Consider the following 19,655-nt stretch of genomic DNA (forward strand, 5'->3'; position numbering starts at 1 on the left):
GTTTTAATGATTTACCTTTGTAGCTTAATTTTATGAGATGACAAAGTTAAGTGTAAATATTAATAAAATAGCAACTTTGCGTAATTCAAGAGGTGGTAATGTGCCTAATTTATTACAAGTAGCAACAGATATTCAAAATTTTGGAGCTGAAGGAATCACTATTCATCCAAGACCAGATGAGCGTCATATTCGTTATCAAGATGCATATGATTTAAAACAAGTTGTAAGTACTGAGTATAATATAGAAGGTAATCCAATTGATAAGTTTATGAAGATGGTGTTGGAGATAAAACCAACTCAAGTAACATTGGTGCCAGATAGTATTGATACATTAACATCAAATGCCGGTTGGGATACTATAACTAATCAGTCTTATTTAAGTGAGGTAATTGCTGAATTTAAAAGTAATGGTATTAGAACGTCAATTTTTATAGATACTGATTTAAAACTAATAGAAGCGGCCGCAAATACAGGAGCAGATAGAATAGAGTTATATACAGAAGAGTATGCTACAGAATTTGAATTAGGTAATAATAAAGCCATAAAAACATATGCTGAAGCTGCGATTTTAGCTCATGATCTTGGTTTAGGAATTAATGCAGGACATGATTTGAGTTTAGATAATATTAAATTTTTTAAAGAGAATATTCCTAATTTAGCAGAAGTTTCTATAGGTCATGCACTTATTTCTGAGTCGTTATACTTGGGCTTAGAGAATGTAGTTAACATGTACTTGCATAGATTACAGTAAGATGGAAATTTTGCATTCAAGAATATTAGGCAAAGGAACACCTCTTTTGATTTTACATGGTTATTTTGGTATGGGAGATAACTGGAAATCGCATGCAAATAAATTTGCTGAAGATGATTTTGAAGTACATTTAATAGATCAAAGAAATCATGGGCGTAGTTTTCATTCAGATGAGTTTGATTATGAATCAATGGTTGAGGATTTGTATAATTATATAACTCATTATAATTTAAAGACGATAAATTTATTGGGGCACTCAATGGGAGGTAAAACAGCAATGTTGTTTGCCACTGAATATCCAGAATTAGTAAATAAATTAATTGTAGCTGATATTTCACCTAAAATGTATCCACCTCACCACCACGATATCTTGCAAGCTTTAAATTCTGTAGATTTTGAAATTCAAAATTCACGTAAGTTAGTTGAGGAAAAATTAAAGGAGTTAATACCAGAAGGAGGAATACGGCAATTTTTATTAAAAAGTACTTATTGGAAAGAAAAAGGTAAGCTAGCTTTTCGGTTTAATTTAAAGTCGTTAACAGAGAATAATAATGAAGTAGGTGAGGCATTGCCGTCTTTTACTGTTTTTGAAGGAGAAACATTGTTTTTGAAAGGTGAGAATTCGGGGTATATTTCTGTAGACGAGAAGCCTCTTATAAGTGCGCATTTTCCAAATTCAATACTAAAAACAGTAGCCAATGCTGGGCATTGGCTACATGCAGAAAACCCAAAGGATTTTTACAAAGAAGTTTCTAGTTTTTTAGAAGAGTAGAATAGATGATAAAAAAGTGAAAATAAAATTCAAAAAAAGAAATTTGTTGAATTTTTGATAAAAAAATATCATCAATATAAAATTACTTAAACTAAAAAAAATAATTATATTCCTAAAAAATAGACTTTCATTTACGTAAAGGTAAAGTATTGAAAATACCAATAACGATGAAAAAATAATTCCTGTAATAATTATAAAAAGTCGTTCGCTACTAACAAAGTTTTTATTAATTAGTAAACGTAAAGGGAAAAAATAAAAAGCTATAGCTAAAGCAAGAAAACTGTATATAAATGTGGGGATTATGTTCTTGGAAGCTACAAATAGAAGTATGCAAGAAATAATTCCAGCCAAGTAGTCAATTCTATTTTCAATTGTGTTTAAACTTTTCATGATAAAAATATTTTCAGTTTAAATTATATGCAATCCCAGGCGCAAGAACCAAACCATTTGGTTGTAGTTTGTGCTGCAGATACTAGAAATAATGCTTTATCTACCCAATTAGATTCTGAAAGGTCTTGAGTTTTTCTGTACATACAGCAATTCATGCAGCCTCTATGTGCACAATCTTCCCATTCACGAGCTTGATTATTGTTGTCTTCGTAATTTACATAAATTAGTAGTTTTTTGTGGAAGTCTATTGCATTTATACAAAAAAGTTTATCAGATTGTTTAATGTTTTTATTTTGTATTTGCTGTATGTATGTGTTGGAAAACTCAACTTTATTGTCTTGTGCTTTCAGTTCAGCAAAATACTGTTTTAATACTTCTTCTTGAACTTTGTTTAAAGACTCTTTCTTTAGTTTTAAATTAGTTTCTTTACCGTCATAATTGTCAAGAGTAATTTTTAGTTTATAATTCACTTCTTTTTTATTCTTTATTGAACTAATTTCATTTAAATTATTGAAGAATGTTTCATTCTTTTGAAATATTTTCTCGATGGGAGTTTGCTCTAGAATAGGAGTTGTTTCTTTTTCGATTTGGCAGCTTAAAAATAGTACTATTAGTAAAATTGAGAATTTTAAAAATTTCATAGTTATAGTTTTTTGTTTTTGTACATAAAATATTTATAGTTGTAATTAAGAAAATACACTTACTATTAGAATTATTTTATCTAGGATAATGTTACTAACCTATTAGTTAGTGTATGTGTTTTCTTAATGAATGGTAAGGCAGGCTAGGGTAGCTATTTGGTGCTATATAGCATTATATCAATTATTGTTTTATTAATGGGAAAACAATATTCATTGCTCTTGTGTCTCTAAATAAAGGAAACGAGACTAGTTTAAGTGAAGTAAAGAGCTTGACAACGTAGATAGAGTAGAAGTGGTGTTATTTGTTTTTTCTCATATTTTTTGTTTTAAGTTGTCATTTTTGAATTCAGTGAAATTATTGTTTTAGTCTTTTTTAATTAGTTTAATTAAGTTGTTAATTTCCATATCAATTGACTTTTTTTCTTTTAGGTAATTATTAAAAACAGTAATAATACCTTTTGCAATAATTAAATTATTTCTTTTTCCAGAGTAAACTTTTTGAATAGTTTCTAAAGAAAAATTATGTCCATTTTGAATTAGAAACTCTTGAACCTTTTCTCTGTATTTTGGAGGTTTAATTTTTTCTAATTCATCTCGTTGTGTTGCTGTTATCATAAAAACTGTAATTAATTTTTATAAAACACATTACAATTAATATATATTTGTACGTGTTTTGTACTTATAACACTACAAATATACAAACAAAATTCTCAAAAAGAAACAAAAAACTAAATAAATTAGAAAAAAGCTGTTTTAAAATGGAAGATTTTATAGATGAGACGTATAAAAGAGTAGAGCAAATAATAAATTATAAAAGGTTTAATATTAGGTCTTTTGAGGAAGAAATTAATGTTTCAAATAACTCAGTAGGAACAGCAATAAGAAGAAAATCTTCATTTAAGAGCAACGTGTTGAACAAAATTCTCCACTCATTTCCAGAAATAAATCCAACGTGGCTCCTAACAGGTAGAGAGGAGATGCTTATAAGTAATAAAGTTGAAGGTATAGCAAACGAACCAGATTCAGTATATAAACTAGAGAATATAAGTGTTCAAGTAAAAGAAAGTTTGCTAAAATTACTTTTAGAAGATGAAGAGGTTAAAAAAGCATTAATGTCACATTTCAAGTAAAATTAACAAAGGTTATATTCAATTAAATTAAAAATAGAATTTTGTTAGAATTTTCAGTTTTTCAAAATCTTCCTTTGTTTTTTAAATCTAGAAAATTAAAAGAGTTTGAAGAAAAAAAGAATTAATGTTTTTTCAGAATAAATTTATCAAGTTCATTTATGTCGTAAGCTTTAAGGTAATCCTTTTCATTAATACTGTTGTTTTTGTTAGAGTCATAATCCATTAATATTTTCCATAGGTCTTTTTCTTTAGTTAGTATAACATGAAACTGACCATAGTACACTTTCTTTTTTAGGTTTTGAATTCTAATTAATTTATAAACGCCTCTTTCACTAGCAATAGAGTCGTTATTAATTCTTTCGAAGAAGCGAAGAGATATACTATTGGTAATCTTGTTTTCCTTAGCCTTGTGAAATCTAGTTTTATAATTATTTATATAAGTATTATAATCGGTTATTCTTTTTCCGTCAGAAATTCGAATTAGTTCTTTTGAGTGAATTTTGGCCATCAATTTATAATTCAAAGAATTAAAGGCATTATAAAATTTATTCCAAACTTTATTGATGTCTTCTAGGTTTTTCTGAGATTGAGAATAACTTAGATTGGAGATTGTAAATAAAAAAAATAAAAAGAAAATAGATTTATTAAGCATAATTATTTTGTTTTAAATTAATATGGAAACCCCTAAGGAATCAGTTATGATTTTAACGGAACTGCCAAAACAGCAGTCTTTTAGGTTTGGTATGGTTATCGCTTTAATATCAGCAAAAAAACACACAAATGAAAATATTTTTAAAACTATTATTAACAGCTTTAGCAGTTGTGGTGTTGGCAAATATATTGCCAGGAATTACAGTAAATAGTTATGTTACGGCAATTATAGTAGCAGCAGTAATCTCATTATTAAATATGTTTGTGCGTCCGTTATTAATATTTTTTACACTACCAGCTACAATTATTAGTTTAGGATTATTTCTTTTTGTTATTAATGCAATAATCATATTATTAGCAGGTAAGTTAGTAACAGGATTTGTAGTAGGTGGTTTTTTTACAGCACTATTATTTAGTGTATTGTTATCAATATTTAGATCAGTCCTATTTTCACTATTAAAAGAAGATAAAAAATAACTGAAAACGAAAGAGTTAAACCTATTGCAGAAAAGGTAAAAAATAACTAATTTTGCACCCGATTTTAAAGAAACAGATTTTAAGATGAATATTACAAAAGAAAACGTAGATGCGTTAAACGCAGTTGTAAAAGTTGATATAGTTGCAGAAGATTATCAAGCTAACGTAACAAAAGTATTAAACGATTACCGTAAAACAGCGAACATTCCAGGATTTAGAAAAGGTCAAGTACCAATGGGAATGGTAAAGAAGCAATACGGGAAGTCAGTAATGATAGATGAAGTAAATAAGCTTTTACAAGAATCGTTAAACAAATTTTTAGTTGAAGAAAAGTTAGACATCTTAGGTAATCCATTACCAAGAGTACAAGACGATTTTAATTGGGATGCTGAAAAATTTTCTTTTGAGTTTGAATTAGGATTAGCTCCAGAGTTTGATATAAACTTAAAGCCAAAAAATAAAGTAACTCAATACAATATTGTTGCAACAGATGAATTAATAGAGAAAGAATTAGAAAATATTCAGACTCGTTATGGTAAAATGTCAGCAAAAGAAGAAGCAAATGAAGTAGCTAATGTAACAGGTACATTTGTAAATGAGGAAAAAGAAATAAATAAGAAATCTACAATTTCTGTAAAAGATATTAAAGGGAAAACAAATTTAAAAAAGTTTGTAGGAGCTAAAGTAGGAGATGTTTTAGAATTAAAAACAAAAAACTTATTTGAAGATGAGCACAAGTTGCAAAGTGCTTTAGGTGTTTCTCATGATGATGTTCATGGATTAGAAATTCCTGTTACTTTAACAATCGAAGAAATTACAGAAACTGAGCCAGCAGAATTAGATAAAGAATTATTTGATAAGTTATTTGCTGATGGAAGTGTAAATACTGTTACAGAATTAAAAGATAAAATTAAGGAAGACGCAGAAAAGCAATTTCAACAACAAGCAGATCAGCAATTATTAAATGCAATTACTGAAAACTTAGTAGAGAATACTAAATTCGATTTACCAACTGAGTTCTTACAAAAGTGGTTGCAAACTGCAGGAGAAAAGCAATTAACAACAGAAGAGGCAGTAGAAGAGTTTAACAAGTCAGAAAAAGGATTACGTTACCAATTAATCGAAGGAAAGATTATGAAAGATAACGAAATCAAATTAGATTATGCTGAGTTGGTAGACTATGCAAAAGGATTTATCCGTTCGCAAATGGCACAGTTTGGTAACATGAATCCAGAAGAAAAAGAATTGGATGATATTGCAGGAAGAATCTTACAAAATCAAGATGAGGCTCAAAAATTACAGGCACAATTAATAAGCCAAAAATTATTAGCTTTTTATAAAGAAAATATGAGTTTCGACTCTAAAGAACTTTCTTACGAAGATTTTATTAAAGAAGTATATAAATAACAGTTTAAGGCTGATATAATTGAAAAACCTGAATGAAAATTCAGGTTTTTTTAGCCATAAACACAAGCAAAATACTAACGAAATAGTTCTTATATTTACATCTTTATAACCCAAAAAACATTTTTAGAATGGATTACGGAAAAGAATTCGAAAAATACGCAACAAAGCACCACGGAATAAACAGTACATATTTAGGAAAAGTAACAAGTAGTTTAACCCCATATATAGTAGAGGAGAGACAACTAAATGTAGCGCATATGGATGTTTTTTCGCGCTTAATGATGGATAGAATTATCTTTTTAGGTACTGGTATTAACGATCAAGTAGCCAATATTGTGCAAGCACAATTATTATTCTTAGAAAGTGTAGATGCTAATAAAGATATTTCAATCTATATTAACTCTCCAGGAGGAGGAGTATATGCAGGTTTAGGAATATACGATACAATGCAGTTTATAAAGCCAGATGTAGCAACAATTTGTACAGGTATGGCAGCATCAATGGGAGCAGTTTTAATGTGTGCAGGAGAAAAAGGTAAGCGTTCAGCATTACCACATTCACGTATAATGATTCACCAACCATTAGGAGGGGCACAAGGACAAGCTTCAGATATGGAAATTACGGTAAAAGAAATAGGAAAGTTAAAAACAGAACTATATAATATTATTTCAAATCATTCAGGACAACCTTTTGATAAAGTTCATGAAGATTCTGATAGAGATTATTGGATGAAAGCAGACGAAGCAAAAGCTTACGGAATGGTGGATGAAATTTTAACAAGAAAATAAGAATAACAATAGCTAAGTAATAATTAGCTTAAAGTTGATAAAATGTCGAAAGAAGAAAACTTACAATGTTCCTTTTGTGGGCGTAAAAAACCTGAAACCGATTTATTAATTGCAGGTTTAGATGCACATATTTGCGATAAATGTATAGAGCAGGCTCATGGAATAGTTGAAGAAGAAATAGCTGAAGCTAAAACAGGAGGTTTATCTCAAGATTTAACACTAAAGAAGCCAAAAGAAATTAAAGCTTTTTTAGATGAGTATATCATTGGACAAACCGATACGAAAAGAGCAATGTCTGTAGCAGTATATAATCACTATAAACGATTATTACAAGTAAAAGATGATGTAGATGAGGTTGAAATTGAAAAATCAAACATAATTTTAGTTGGAGAAACTGGAACAGGGAAAACATTAGTAGCGCGTACTATAGCAAAAATGTTAAACGTTCCATTTTCAATAGTTGATGCTACGGTTTTAACGCAAGCAGGATATGTAGGTGAAGATGTAGAAAGCATTTTGAGTCGTTTATTACAGGCTGCAGATTATGATGTTGAGAAGGCAGAAAGAGGAATCGTTTTTATTGACGAGATTGATAAAATAGCTCGTAAAGGAGATAACCCATCAATAACACGAGATGTGTCGGGAGAGGGTGTTCAACAGGCGTTATTAAAGCTTTTAGAAGGAGCTGTTGTAAATGTAGCTCCAAAAGGAGGTAGAAAACATCCAGAACAAAAGTTTATTGAGGTAAATACTAAAGATATTTTATTTATTGCAGGAGGAGCGTTTTCTGGAATTGACAGAATGATAAGTAAGCGTTTAAATATGCAAGCGGTAGGTTATAGTGCATCAATAGACGAAGATAAAATTGATGAAAGTAACTTATTACAATATATTATTCCTTCAGATTTAAAATCTTTTGGGTTAATACCTGAAATTATAGGGCGTTTGCCAGTATTAAGTTATATGAATCCGTTAGATGCTAAAACATTACGAGCAATTTTAACAGAGCCTAAAAATTCAATTATAAAGCAATATACAAAGTTGTTTTCTATGGATGATGTAGCTTTTTCATTAACAGAAGAAGCTTTGCTATATATTGTAGACAAAGCTGTTGAATATAAGTTAGGAGCTCGTGGATTACGTTCATTGTGTGAGGCTATTTTAACAGATGCAATGTTTGATATGCCAAGTTCTAACGAAAAGGAATTTATAGTAACTAAAGAGTATGCTGAAGCTAAATTAACAAAATCTGCTTTAAAGAAATTAAGAGCAGCTTCGTAACGTAGTTAACATATAAATAAAAAAAAGACCACATTTTGTAAAAAAAATGTGGTCTTTTTTATGAAGAATACTATTTAAAATAACAGTATTAATTTCTAATTTTACTATGTTTTTTAATCCATTCATTAAGTTGAATAGGAGTTAATTTATATTTCTGTTGTATTTCTTTTTTCTTGTTTTGTATATGAGTAGGATTCAAAATTAAAGAATCATATTCGTTAACAACCGATTTTTTAAATTTTATATAATAGTCTTCGGCAGTTTCTTGTGGTTGTGTTGTTTTAGTTTTAAGAGAAGGTGTGCCAAATAAGTTTATCCATTCAGAAAATTGTTCAGAATTTAATTGGTGTTTTTTTTGTACTTCTTCTTTTTTACTTTGCAAATAAGAAGGATTTAATACTAATTTTTCATACTCTTCTACAGCAGCTCTTTTAAATTTAGAATAATGAGCTGTGGTGCTTTTTTTAAGAGCATTAACAGTATTCTTTTTTAGATTAGAATATTTTGTAATCCACTGAGAAAACTGATCAGGATTAAGAGCGTATTTTTTTTCTATCTCAATTTTTTTGTCTTGAATATGATTGTTAGCTAGTATTAATTTATCATATTCGTTAATAACAGAAAGCTGGAATTTTTCATAATAATTAGCAGCCGTTGCTTCTTTTGTTTGACTATTTTGAGTAGAGTTTGTTTTTACAGTTTTCTTTACTGAAATAGTTTGAGGTTTTTTATCTTCCTGATATTCTACAACAGTATTTGTATTAAGAGGTTTTGGTGTAGAACTAGCATTAGCATATGAAGTGTTCGAATCTTTATACCATCCAGGAGGAGTATTTTTAAGTTGAGTTTCATTAGCTACAATAATATTTATTTTATTGCCAGTAGCATCTAAATTTTCAAGACTATTACAACTTTTAACATCTAGAGAGGTAAGATTATTATAACTACAATATAGGTTTTCTAAACTAGGGTTGTTGCCAAGAATTAAGCTGTTTAATTTATTGTTGTCACAACTAACGTATATTAATTCAGTGTTATTGCTAAGGTCTAAACTTTCTATTTTGTTTTCACTACAGTTTAAAAAAGTAATAGAGGTACTTTTAGATAAATCAATTTTAGTAATATTATTACCAAAACAATCTAAGCGCTTTAAATTCGGAAAACTTTCAAGACCTGTTAAATCTTTAATTTTAGAATGTACATTAGGTAATAGTTTATTAGTTATTGGGTTGTTAATATTTAAATTAACAACGTACGCAGCATCACTAACTAAAATACTTCCGTTTAAACCATTAGAGTCAATGTCTAAGTCAATTAAGCACTCTTCTAATCCAATATCAGGGATACGAATAGTTTCTTCTTGAGAAAACAAACTAGAGCATAAAAATAAAGATAACCAAAGGTTTAAAAATGTTTTCATAATAAGGGAATTTGGTGCCAAAAGTATAAAAAATCGTTATAAATACCCTTAAAAGACAAAGTAAATTTAAGGTTTATGAACCCTTGATTTTCTTTATTGTGTTTTTATATAGCTAAAAAATTAAATATCAATTTTATAGATTGTCTTTTTTATCAGCATTCCATTTTCTAACATTTTCCTTATAAAGTAATATTTGTTAGGAGGCAATTTCTGTTCATAATTAGGGTTTTTCTTTAGGTCATTAATCCCTAATATTTGTGTTTGATACTTATTATCACCTAATGATTCTTTAGAAATAATTAATATAGAGTTTATTGGTACTGAATTATTAGCTTTGCCTTTATAGCCTCCAAGACAAGTGTAAACTATAATATCATTACCTAGTTGTTTAATTCTAACAGCTCTAACGTAACCAGTATCTTCAGGTTCTTCATTTTTAGTTATTGAATGTTCTAATCTTAATTTTCCTGGAGTATTGCAAGGAGCTTTTGTTTGATAAAATTCGTAATCAAATCCTTTTTGAAATTTATGCTTGTATGTGCTAGGAGTTCTATAGATAATTTCATTACCAATATTATTAGGGTCAGGTTCGGTGTGAGTAATTTCTCCTAGAATAATTTCAGATGAGTAAGGTTGGTATAAACTCTCAGTGGAACTCATTACATCTGCAAATTTCGTATATAAGTTTTGTTGAATTGCAGTTCGCATTCTTAAACCTTGACCTTCTGTGAAAATAGCATTATTTAATGACCGACAAGGTAGAGTGCTTGGACTCATGAAGTTGTTAGCAGGTACTTGCGGAAAGTTAATATTACATTTAGTATTGCTATTTGTACCAGTGTAAGTTAAACAATCTGAGTTAACTTGATCACCACTAAAAGTTGTAGATGGTATAGTGTCATCAACATTATCGTTAGCATTAGCTAACTCACAATTAGATTTATTCCAATTATGATATGTATGCAATAAAGATAAATTGTGTCCAATTTCATGAGGTAATGTAGAAGTTAATAAATATTCGTCATCAATAACACTGTTAACACCTTTTTTATTTGCCATTCCAGAATATTGTATATATTGAATATTGTTATTGAAAATCTTATCAACTATAAAAATATTAAAGCTATCTCCTTGGTATTTATTAATGCTTTTAGAATATTGTACAAGTTCAGTGAAAGTACCAAAGGGTGTTTGACCTTGAAGGCCATAAAAAATAGTTAATTTATTAGTGTTATTAATATTATTAAAACCTTTGTATTTAAAAAAGATATTAAATTGATTGAACTTGTTATTAAGAGTAGCAACTGCGTCAATAATGTTATTTTCATCTATAGGAACTTCACGAGTTCCATCGTTTTTACATATTATATGAAAAAATACATTAATAACATATTTTGCATCATTATTGGGAGAAGAATTTTTTTTATAATAATTTAATTCTTTATCAGTTGTGTCTGGATGATAAATAGAACCGCATTGTGGAGGAATAATCTTTTTATCTAAAACATAATCCTCAACTTTGTTTAATTCAAGACTTTTGTCTTTTAGAAGTTCACTAATTTTTTTTTGAGATAAACCAGATGCTATGTATAACATAGCCATTAGGAATACGAGGGATATCCTTTTTCTGTTCATAAGTAATTGTTTTTTAGCTAATTAAAGCCTACTAAAAATACTCTTATTTTTTTAAAAAAGAAAATTTTTAAAAACATTATCTTTGAAATCGAAATTTTAATAGTAAATGATAACTCAACAAACGATAGAAAAAGTATTTGAATCTGCTAGGGTAGAAGAGGTGATAGGTGAGTTTGTGCAACTAAAAAAATCTGGAAGTAGTTTCAAAGGGTTAAGCCCTTTTACAGATGAAAGAACTCCTTCATTCATGGTGTCTCCAGTAAAACAAATTTGGAAAGATTTTAGTACAGGAAAAGGAGGGAATGCAATTTCTTTTTTAATGGAACATGAACATTACACATATCCGGAAGCTATTAAGTGGTTAGCTAAAAAATATAATATTGAAATTGAGGAAACTGAACAATCAGACGAGCAAAAACAGCAAATAAATGAGCGTGAAAGTATGTTTTTAGTTTCAAAATATGCTAAAGATTACTTTCATGATGTGTTAATGAATAGCCAAAAAGGAAGAGCTATAGGGTTATCTTATTTTAAAGAAAGAGGATTTAGAGAAGATATAATAGAAAAGTTTGATTTAGGATATTGTAAAGATGAGTGGGATAATTTTACCAATACAGCATTAAGCAAAGGATATGATTTAAAGTATTTAAAGTCTACAGGTTTAACTATTGTCAAAGAAGGAGGAACTCAAGATAGAAAATTTGACCGTTTTAAAGGTCGTGTAATGTTTCCAATTCATAGTATGTCAGGGCGTATTCTGGGGTTTGGAGGAAGAATACTTACTAATGATAAAAAGGCAGCTAAATATTTAAACTCACCAGAAAGTGATATTTACCATAAGAGTAAAATTTTATATGGAATTTACCATGCAAAGAAAGAGATAGCAAAACAAGATAATTGTTTTTTAGTAGAAGGATATACAGATGTAATATCTTTTTATCAGTCAGGAGTTGAAAATGTGGTAGCATCTTCAGGAACTGCACTAACATCAGATCAAATTCGTTTAGTAAATCGTTTAACAAAAAACATTACAGTTTTATTTGATGGTGATGCAGCAGGAATTAGAGCTTCAATTAGAGGTATTGATCTAATTTTAGAGCAAGGTATGAACGTAAAAGTAGTTTCTTTTCCAGAAGGAGAAGATCCAGATAGTTTTGCGAAATCACATTCAAGTAAAGAATTAAAAGAATATTTAGAAGATAAAGCACAAGATTTTATTGAGTTTAAGGTGTCTTTGTTAATGAAAGAAGCAGCCAATGACCCAGTAAAAAAAGCAGGGTTAATTCGAGATATTGTAACTAGTATTTCAAAAATACCAGATGGAATTCAAAGAGAGGTGTATGTACAAGAGTGTGCTAGCATAATGGATATATCTGAAAGAGTTTTGTTTAGTGAGTTAGCACAGCTTTTAAGTAAAAGTGCAGGGACTAAAGGTGGGCATTCTCATAATGCTCATTCCGATTCTCAACGTTTACAAGAGAAGGAACAACCTAGAATGGGGATTGTTAAAGGAAAAGGGAAAGCAAATCAAAAAATAGATCAACTGAATATTCTTGAAAAAGAAATAATTAGAATATTATTACTTTACGGAAATGAAGTAATAGATTTTGTAAATTGGGTAGATGCAGTAGATGATAAGGGTAGGCCATTTTTGGAAAAGGAAGAATATCAAAATTCGGTTTGTAATGAACTATACTTAAACTTGCAAGAAGATGAAATTGAATTTACAAATGAAGTGTTTAAGTTGACTTATTATGAGTTGATTCATCAATTAAATCAGGAAGAGAAAATATCTATAGATCAATTAATAATGCATAAGGATACTAATATATCTAATTTAGTTACTAATGTTTTAATGGACGAAGAAAAATATTCTTTAAGTGATTGGGAAAGAAAAGAAGTATTTGTAACAGATACAATAAAAGTGCTTCCTAAATTAGTGTCTGATGCAGTACTAAACCTAAGAAGAGTTTTAATAGAAGAGAAAATTAAAGAAATTTTACAAGAAGTTCAAGCGCAAAATACAATGCCCGATTTGGAAGAAATTTCAAATTATACAGATTTAAAGAAGCGCCTTTTTGAAAAATTAAACCGTGTGGTTTAAGATTAACTTCTGTTATAATTTAACATAAGTTAACAGTTGTATGTTTTTTTTTGTAACTTTATCCCGAAGAAAGAACTAGAAAGAACAAAAATTATGAGAAAATTGCTGCAATTTTTCGAGCTACTTAGGTTGCTCATTTTATTGCCGTTTAAAATATCTAACGGGCAAAAAAAGCGTACTTACCAAAAGATTAAACGACAAATGATGTTGGTTAATTTACTTTAAATTAGAAGGTATTTCACAAACAGGAATAGGAATCATTTTATGTTGATTAATTCGGTTAAGACGAGTATATATTTTATATACTTCTAATTCTCTACCTGAAAAATCATCATTTGTTTTTCCTATTTCTTGCATTTGCATAGCCCATTCTAATTCATCATACGAAGCTCCTATTTGATCTTCATCTGTTCTGCTATCTCCAAATAAACCATCAGTAGGTTGTGCGTTTTGGATGGATTTAGGAACGTTTAAGTATTCTCCTAAAGCATAAACTTCAGATTTTACTAAGCTAGCAATAGGGCTTAAGTCAACACCACCATCTCCATATTTAGTATAAAAACCAACCCCAAAATCTTCAACTTTGTTTCCAGTACCAGCAACTAATAAACCATGCAAGCCAGCAAAGTAATATAAAGTTGTCATACGTAAACGAGCACGAGTATTAGCTAAAGCTAAATCAGTTTTTACAGAAGATTCAATATTAGGAACTACCATTTTAAAATCTTCAAATGTTGAAGTTAAATTAACTTCAGCTTCGCTTACATTATTAAAACGTTCTTTTAATTGTTTAATATGTTCGTTAGCTCTATTTACTTGACTTTCTGCTTGATGAATAGGTAACTCAACACATAATGTAGGGAGTCCAGTTTTTGCACATAAAGTAGAAGTAACAGCACTATCAATACCACCAGAAATACCAACAACAAAACCATTAACTTTAGCATTATTAGCGTAGTTTTTTAACCATTGAATAATGTGTTCAGTTACTTTAGGAGTATTCATAATTAGAGATGTTTTATAAGAATTTATATAAAGATGATATAAACTATTTTAGTAATTTAGACGTTGTAATTTTGAATGTAAATATACTAAAGTTCATGAGAAAATTTTTAGCACTTTGTGTTTTAGTTTTAGGAACAATTTCTTGTAAAAAAGAAGTAGAGCCTAAATTAAAAGTAGATGTTTCTAATATAAAAGTTAATGTAAATATTAATCGTTTTGATATAGATTTTTATAAAGAATCAGAAAAAGGATTAAATGAATTAAAAGAGGAATATCCTTTGCTTTTTCCTTTAAATGTTCATGATAGTATATGGTTAAGCAAAAGAGTAGATAAGGATGAACAAGAATTATTTAATGAAACTCAATTAATATTTAATAATATAAATGAATTAGAATTAGAACTAACTTCATTATTTAAACATGTTAAATATTATAATCCAAAGTTTATAAGTCCAAAAGTAATAACAATGCTTACAAACATAGATTACGATAATCGTATTATTTATCAAGATAGTTTAATGTTAATTTCACTAGATTCTTATTTAGGTAAAAACCATGAATTTTATAATGATTACCCAGAATATGTTAAGCAAAATAATAAGAAAGAGAATGTTATTGTTGATGCAGCTATAGCTATAATAAATAAACAAATGTACCCAAGTAAATCAAGACGTTTTATAGATAAAATGATTTATAAAGGAAAGAAAATGTATTTATTGGATGCGTATTTACCAAATGTTTTAGATGAAAATAAAATAGGATATTCAAAAGTTAAATTTGATTGGGCTGTAAATAATGAAGAAGAAATATGGAAATATTTCATAGAGAAAGATATACTATACAGCACAAATAAAGAAAACGATAAAAGGTTTTTAAATTTAGCACCTTTTTCTAAGTTTTATATGGAAGGAGATAATCAATCTCCAGGAAGAGTAGGAGAATGGGTTGGTTGGCAAATAGTACGCTCATATATGCAAAAGAATGATGTATCTTTGCGTGAATTATTACAAAGGGACGAAGAAACAATATTTAAAGAATCAAAATATAAACCAAAGAGATAATGGCGATAGAACATACTTCGAAAATTACATTTAAAGTAGGGTTAGACGAAAATAAAATACCAGAAGAGATTTCATGGAATGCTGAAGATGGAGGAATAAAAAATGAAGAATCAAAGGCAATTATGTTATCGGTTTGGGATCATAAGAAAAAAGATACATTACGAATGGATTTATGGACTAAAGATATGCCTGTAGATGAAATGAAACAATTTTTTCATCAAACACTAGTGTCTATGGCAGGTTCATTTGAAAGAGCTACTAATGATGATAAAATGAGTGCAACAATGCGAGATTTTTGCGATTATTTTGCTGAAAAGCTAGAGTTAGTAAAAAAATAAAAAAGCAGCTTTTAAGCTGCTTTTTTTATGCGGTATGATTTTTAATTTTATTAATGATAAAATGATAGTCTTCTGGTTTGTTAACAAAATCTAAATCAGAAACATCAATAATTAAAATATTTAAGGCAGGTTCAGTTTTAATAAAATTACTATAACCATCATGTATTTTTTGTAAATAACTGGCTTCTATATTTTGTTCATATTCTCTTCCTCGTTTTTTGATATTTTGCAGTAGACGTTCTGTATTTTGATATAAATAAACGTATAAATCAGGCTTAGTTATTTCTTTGTACATTAAATCAAACATTTTTCGATACAATTTATATTCGTCTTTTTGTAACGTAATTTGGGCGAAAATTAACGATTTAAATATATAGTAGTCAGAAACAATAAAGTTTTTAAACAAATCAAACTGAGCTAAATCATCAGATAATTGCTGATATCGGTCAGCTAAAAAACTCATTTCCAAAGGAAATGCATATCGTTCATTATCATCGTAAAACTTTGGTAGAAATGGATTGTCAGCAAAACGTTCTAATACAATTTTTGCATTAAATTCATCAGACATCATATTGGCTAACGAGGTTTTTCCAGCTCCAATGTTTCCTTCTATAGCAATATAATTGTATTTTTCTGTAATAGGTATTGGTCTTTTTAATTGGTCTTTAATAGGTGTTATTATTGAGTCATCAATACAATTTTCGAGACAAATATATAAATGTTTTTTTTCTATAGGGTGAATTGTGTTTCTAGCAATTTCAACTAAAGGAACAAGCGCAAATTTTCGTTCCAACATTCTTGGGTGGGGAACAATTAGGTTTTTTGAAAAAATTATCTCATCATCAAATAACAGAATGTCAATATCAATAACTCTGTCTGAATATCCTTTAGAAGTATTTCTAATTCGACCTAACTCTTTTTCAATAAAAAGTAATTTTTTTATTAAAGTTTCAGGAGGTAAATAAGTAGAAATTTTAATGCACGTGTTATAAAAATTAGCACTATCAAAGCCTAAAGAGGGGGTTTCATAAATAGTAGCTATTTTTTGTACAGCACCTACTTGATCTGCAATTAAATTGATTGCACTTTGAATATTTTCTAACTTGTTACCTTGGTTAGTTCCTAAAGATAAATATGTAATTCGTTGTATTTTCATGTGTAGAATGCAAAGAAAAATAAAACTTGAATAACATGAGTTAAAAAATATATTTTTTATTTTATTTTTTTTTAAAAATTGGGTAGGGTAAAATACTTTACACTTGTTTTAATACTGAATTTCTTTATAGAGTGAAGTTTTTTATTAGATTATTGGGGAATAATCAAAACATACTCTTCTTAGGCTACTAATTTTACAGTAGCCTTTTTTTGTTTAAAAGAAAGTATAAATAATTTTCATAAAAAAAGGCAACCAAATTTGGTTGCCTTTTTTTATGAAAGAAGAAATTTTTATTCTTCTTTTTTATTCTCTCTAGGTTTTCTATCATCACGGCGATTATCACGACCACGATTGTCTCTACCTTTATTATTATCTCTTGGAGGCCTAGCAACATAACCTTCAGGTTTTGGTAACAATGCTTTACGAGATACTTTTTCTTTACGAGTTCTTGGATCTAATCCGAAGTATTTAACATCTAAGATATCACCCATTTTAACTACATCAGAAACATTATCTGTACGTTCCCAAGCTAATTCACTAACGTGTAATAAAACTTCATTTCCAGGAGCTTCTATATATTCTACAACAGCACCGAAATCTAACATTTTAATTACTTTAACTTCGTAAACAGAACCTTTTTCTGGTTTAAACATCATAGACTCTATACGAGCAATAACTTTTTCTATACCAGTAGGGCTTGTTCCTAAAATTTCAACAATTCCTTCTTCAGTAACTGGATCTTCAGTAAGAACAATTGTAGTTTCAGTTTCTTTTTGTAATTCTTGAATATGTTTACCACCTGGACCAATAAATGCACCAATTAATTCATTAGGAATTCTTTTGGTAATCATTTTAGGAGCGTGAGCTTTTACATCTTCACTTGGTTGTGCAATTGTATCAGTTAATTTTTCTAAGATATGTAAACGACCTTCACGAGCTTGTTTTAATGCATTTACTAAAATTTCATATGATAATCCCTTTACTTTTATATCCATTTGACACGCAGTAATACCATCAGCAGTACCAGTTACTTTAAAGTCCATGTCACCTAAGTGATCTTCATCACCTAAAATATCAGATAAAACAGCATAACGATCACCATCAGAAATTAATCCCATTGCAATACCAGAAACTGGTTTCTTTAACTGAACACCTGCATCCATTAATGCCATAGTTCCTGAACAAACTGTTGCCATAGAAGAAGAACCGTTAGATTCTAATACTTCAGATACAACACGTACCGTATAAGGACAATCAGAAGGGATCATTCCTTTTAAAGCACGTTGTGCTAAGTTACCGTGTCCAACCTCTCTACGTGAAGTTCCTCTTAAAGGACGTGCTTCACCTGTACAAAAAGGAGGGAAGTTATAGTGTAAATAGAATGTTTCTTCACCTTCGTAAGATGGCATATCTATTTGATTTGCTTCTCTAGAAGTTCCTAAAGTAACAGTAGCTAAAGCTTGAGTTTCTCCACGAGTAAAGATAGAAGAACCATGTGTAGATGGTAAATAATCTACTTCACACCAAATTGGTCTAATGTCTGTTGTTTTACGTCCATCTAAACGTAAACCTTCAGCTAAAGTTAATTCTCTAACAGCATTTTTTTGTGCTTTATTAAAGTATTTACCAATTAACTTTCCGTAATCTTCAATTTCTTCTTCTGAAAATGAAGCTGTAATTTCTTCTTTTACTTCTGAAAAAGCTAAACTTCTTTCTGATTTAGAAGTTCCTTTTTTTGCAATATCATAACATTTTTGATATGCGGCATCATGAATTTTTTTTGCTAATTCTTCATCTTCTCTTTCAGCGTCATATTCACGAGTTTCTTTCTTTCCAAAAGCTTCTGCTAAACGAACTTGAGCAGCACATTGTATTTTTATAGCCTCATGTGCAAACTTAATTGCATCTGCCATTTCTTCTTCAGAAACCTCATCCATTTCACCTTCTACCATCATTACTGAGTCAGCGGAAGCACCAATCATCATGTCTAAATCAGCATCTGCTAATTGAGCTCTGTTTGGGTTGATTACAAATTCCCCATTTACCCTTGCAACTCTTACCTCAGAGATAGGTGTTTCAAAAGGAATATCACTTAATTGAATCACAGTTGAAGCAGCTAAACCAGCTAAAGCATCTGGCATTACATTTTCATCATGAGACATTAATTGAATCATTATCTGAGTTTCTGCATGGTAATCTTTTGGAAACAATGGACGTAATACACGGTCCACTAAACGCATAGTTAATACTTCTCCGTCACTAGGTCTAGCTTCTCTTTTAAAGAAACCTCCTGGGTAACGACCTGCAGCTGCAAATTTCTCTCTATAATCTACAGTTAATGGTAAAAAATCAACATCAGATTGCTTGTAGTTAGATACAACTGTACATAATAACATCGCTTTTCCCATCTGAACAACAACTGAACCGTGGGCTTGTTTTGCTAACTTACCCGTTTCTAATGAGATGGTTCTTCCATCTCCAAGGTCAATGACCTCTCTAAATACTTTTGGAATCATAAATTTTTAATTCTAAATTTTTAATTTGTTTGTTGTTGTTGTGTTGTTGTATCTCCAATGGAAAACCAAAATTGTTGTTAGTAATCTTGGACTTTTTATATAAATTTCTGTTTGTTAGTCAGAAATGAATTT

At 29.2% G+C, this 19,655-nt stretch carries 18 protein-coding genes; 10 read left to right on the forward strand and 8 right to left on the reverse strand.

The window, feature by feature from the left end:
• Positions 1-37 precede the first annotated feature (37 nt).
• Positions 38-751: a pyridoxine 5'-phosphate synthase gene (locus tag Q0881_RS11540; protein WP_299160335.1), complete on the forward strand. Its 714-nt coding sequence runs from the start codon at positions 38-40 to the stop codon at positions 749-751.
• Position 752: 1 nt separating this feature from the next.
• A complete protein-coding gene (locus Q0881_RS11545; RefSeq protein ID WP_299160336.1) occupies positions 753-1,523 on the forward strand; it encodes an alpha/beta fold hydrolase in 771 nt (256 codons plus the stop codon).
• Between the two features lie 413 nt (positions 1,524-1,936).
• Here the strand turns inward: Q0881_RS11545 and Q0881_RS11550 are convergent, their stop codons facing one another.
• Complete coding sequence (locus tag Q0881_RS11550; RefSeq protein ID WP_299160337.1) at positions 1,937-2,554, reverse strand: hypothetical protein; 618 nt, start codon at positions 2,552-2,554, stop codon at positions 1,937-1,939.
• Positions 2,555-2,917: 363 nt separating this feature from the next.
• The gene (locus tag Q0881_RS11555; RefSeq protein ID WP_299160339.1) at positions 2,918-3,169 is read right to left on the reverse strand and encodes a hypothetical protein; all 252 of its coding nucleotides are present in this window, start codon (positions 3,167-3,169) and stop codon (positions 2,918-2,920) included.
• 143 nt (positions 3,170-3,312) lie between these two features.
• On the opposite strand from Q0881_RS11555, the gene Q0881_RS11560 reads away from it, so the two are divergent.
• A complete protein-coding gene (locus Q0881_RS11560; RefSeq protein WP_299160341.1) occupies positions 3,313-3,684 on the forward strand; it encodes a hypothetical protein in 372 nt (123 codons plus the stop codon).
• 121 nt (positions 3,685-3,805) lie between these two features.
• Here the strand turns inward: Q0881_RS11560 and Q0881_RS11565 are convergent, their stop codons facing one another.
• Positions 3,806-4,192 carry a hypothetical protein gene (locus Q0881_RS11565; protein ID WP_299160343.1) on the reverse strand — a complete coding sequence of 129 codons (387 nt, stop codon included), beginning with the start codon at positions 4,190-4,192 and terminating at the stop codon, positions 3,806-3,808.
• 272 nt (positions 4,193-4,464) lie between these two features.
• Here Q0881_RS11565 and Q0881_RS11570 point away from each other — a divergent pair, with 272 nt between their 5' ends.
• The 4 genes from Q0881_RS11570 (at position 4,465) to clpX (ending at position 8,288) form a co-directional block, all read left to right on the forward strand.
• Complete coding sequence (locus tag Q0881_RS11570; RefSeq protein WP_299160345.1) at positions 4,465-4,812, forward strand: phage holin family protein; 348 nt, start codon at positions 4,465-4,467, stop codon at positions 4,810-4,812.
• Between the two features lie 84 nt (positions 4,813-4,896).
• On the forward strand, positions 4,897-6,219 hold the full coding sequence (tig, locus tag Q0881_RS11575) for a trigger factor (RefSeq protein WP_299160346.1): 1,323 nt from the start codon (positions 4,897-4,899) through the stop codon (positions 6,217-6,219).
• A gap of 128 nt (positions 6,220-6,347) precedes the next feature.
• Positions 6,348-7,007, forward strand: coding sequence for an ATP-dependent Clp endopeptidase proteolytic subunit ClpP (clpP, locus tag Q0881_RS11580; protein WP_299160349.1), 660 nt, complete (start codon positions 6,348-6,350; stop codon positions 7,005-7,007).
• A 42-nt stretch (positions 7,008-7,049) separates the two neighbouring features.
• Positions 7,050-8,288: an ATP-dependent Clp protease ATP-binding subunit ClpX gene (gene clpX, locus Q0881_RS11585; protein ID WP_299160351.1), complete on the forward strand. Its 1,239-nt coding sequence runs from the start codon at positions 7,050-7,052 to the stop codon at positions 8,286-8,288.
• Between the two features lie 88 nt (positions 8,289-8,376).
• Here the strand turns inward: clpX and Q0881_RS11590 are convergent, their stop codons facing one another.
• Complete coding sequence (locus Q0881_RS11590; protein ID WP_299160353.1) at positions 8,377-9,708, reverse strand: hypothetical protein; 1,332 nt, start codon at positions 9,706-9,708, stop codon at positions 8,377-8,379.
• A gap of 120 nt (positions 9,709-9,828) precedes the next feature.
• Positions 9,829-11,343 (reverse strand): M43 family zinc metalloprotease, encoded by a 1,515-nt coding sequence (locus Q0881_RS11595; RefSeq protein ID WP_299160355.1) that lies wholly within the window; start codon positions 11,341-11,343, stop codon positions 9,829-9,831.
• A 106-nt stretch (positions 11,344-11,449) separates the two neighbouring features.
• Between Q0881_RS11595 and dnaG the strand changes: the two genes are divergently transcribed.
• Complete coding sequence (gene dnaG / locus Q0881_RS11600; RefSeq protein WP_299160357.1) at positions 11,450-13,447, forward strand: DNA primase; 1,998 nt, start codon at positions 11,450-11,452, stop codon at positions 13,445-13,447.
• 216 nt (positions 13,448-13,663) lie between these two features.
• On the opposite strand, the gene nadE is transcribed toward dnaG, so the two are convergent.
• Complete coding sequence (gene nadE / locus Q0881_RS11605; protein ID WP_299160359.1) at positions 13,664-14,452, reverse strand: NAD(+) synthase; 789 nt, start codon at positions 14,450-14,452, stop codon at positions 13,664-13,666.
• A 95-nt stretch (positions 14,453-14,547) separates the two neighbouring features.
• On the opposite strand from nadE, the gene gldB reads away from it, so the two are divergent.
• Positions 14,548-15,513: a gliding motility lipoprotein GldB gene (gldB, locus tag Q0881_RS11610; RefSeq protein ID WP_299160362.1), complete on the forward strand. Its 966-nt coding sequence runs from the start codon at positions 14,548-14,550 to the stop codon at positions 15,511-15,513.
• Positions 15,513-15,851, forward strand: coding sequence for a gliding motility protein GldC (gene gldC / locus Q0881_RS11615; protein ID WP_299160364.1), 339 nt, complete (start codon positions 15,513-15,515; stop codon positions 15,849-15,851). Before gldB ends, gldC begins: the two co-directional genes overlap by 1 nt.
• A 25-nt stretch (positions 15,852-15,876) precedes the next feature.
• Here the strand turns inward: gldC and folK are convergent, their stop codons facing one another.
• Entirely contained in the window at positions 15,877-17,007 is a 1,131-nt protein-coding gene (gene folK / locus Q0881_RS11620) for a 2-amino-4-hydroxy-6-hydroxymethyldihydropteridine diphosphokinase (protein ID WP_299160366.1), read from the reverse strand.
• Between the two features lie 290 nt (positions 17,008-17,297).
• On the reverse strand, positions 17,298-19,523 hold the full coding sequence (locus Q0881_RS11625) for a polyribonucleotide nucleotidyltransferase (RefSeq protein ID WP_299160368.1): 2,226 nt from the start codon (positions 19,521-19,523) through the stop codon (positions 17,298-17,300).
• Positions 19,524-19,655 lie beyond the last annotated feature (132 nt).

The sequence above is a fragment of the uncultured Tenacibaculum sp. genome (assembly GCF_947494125.1).
Taxonomy (GTDB): domain Bacteria; phylum Bacteroidota; class Bacteroidia; order Flavobacteriales; family Flavobacteriaceae; genus Polaribacter.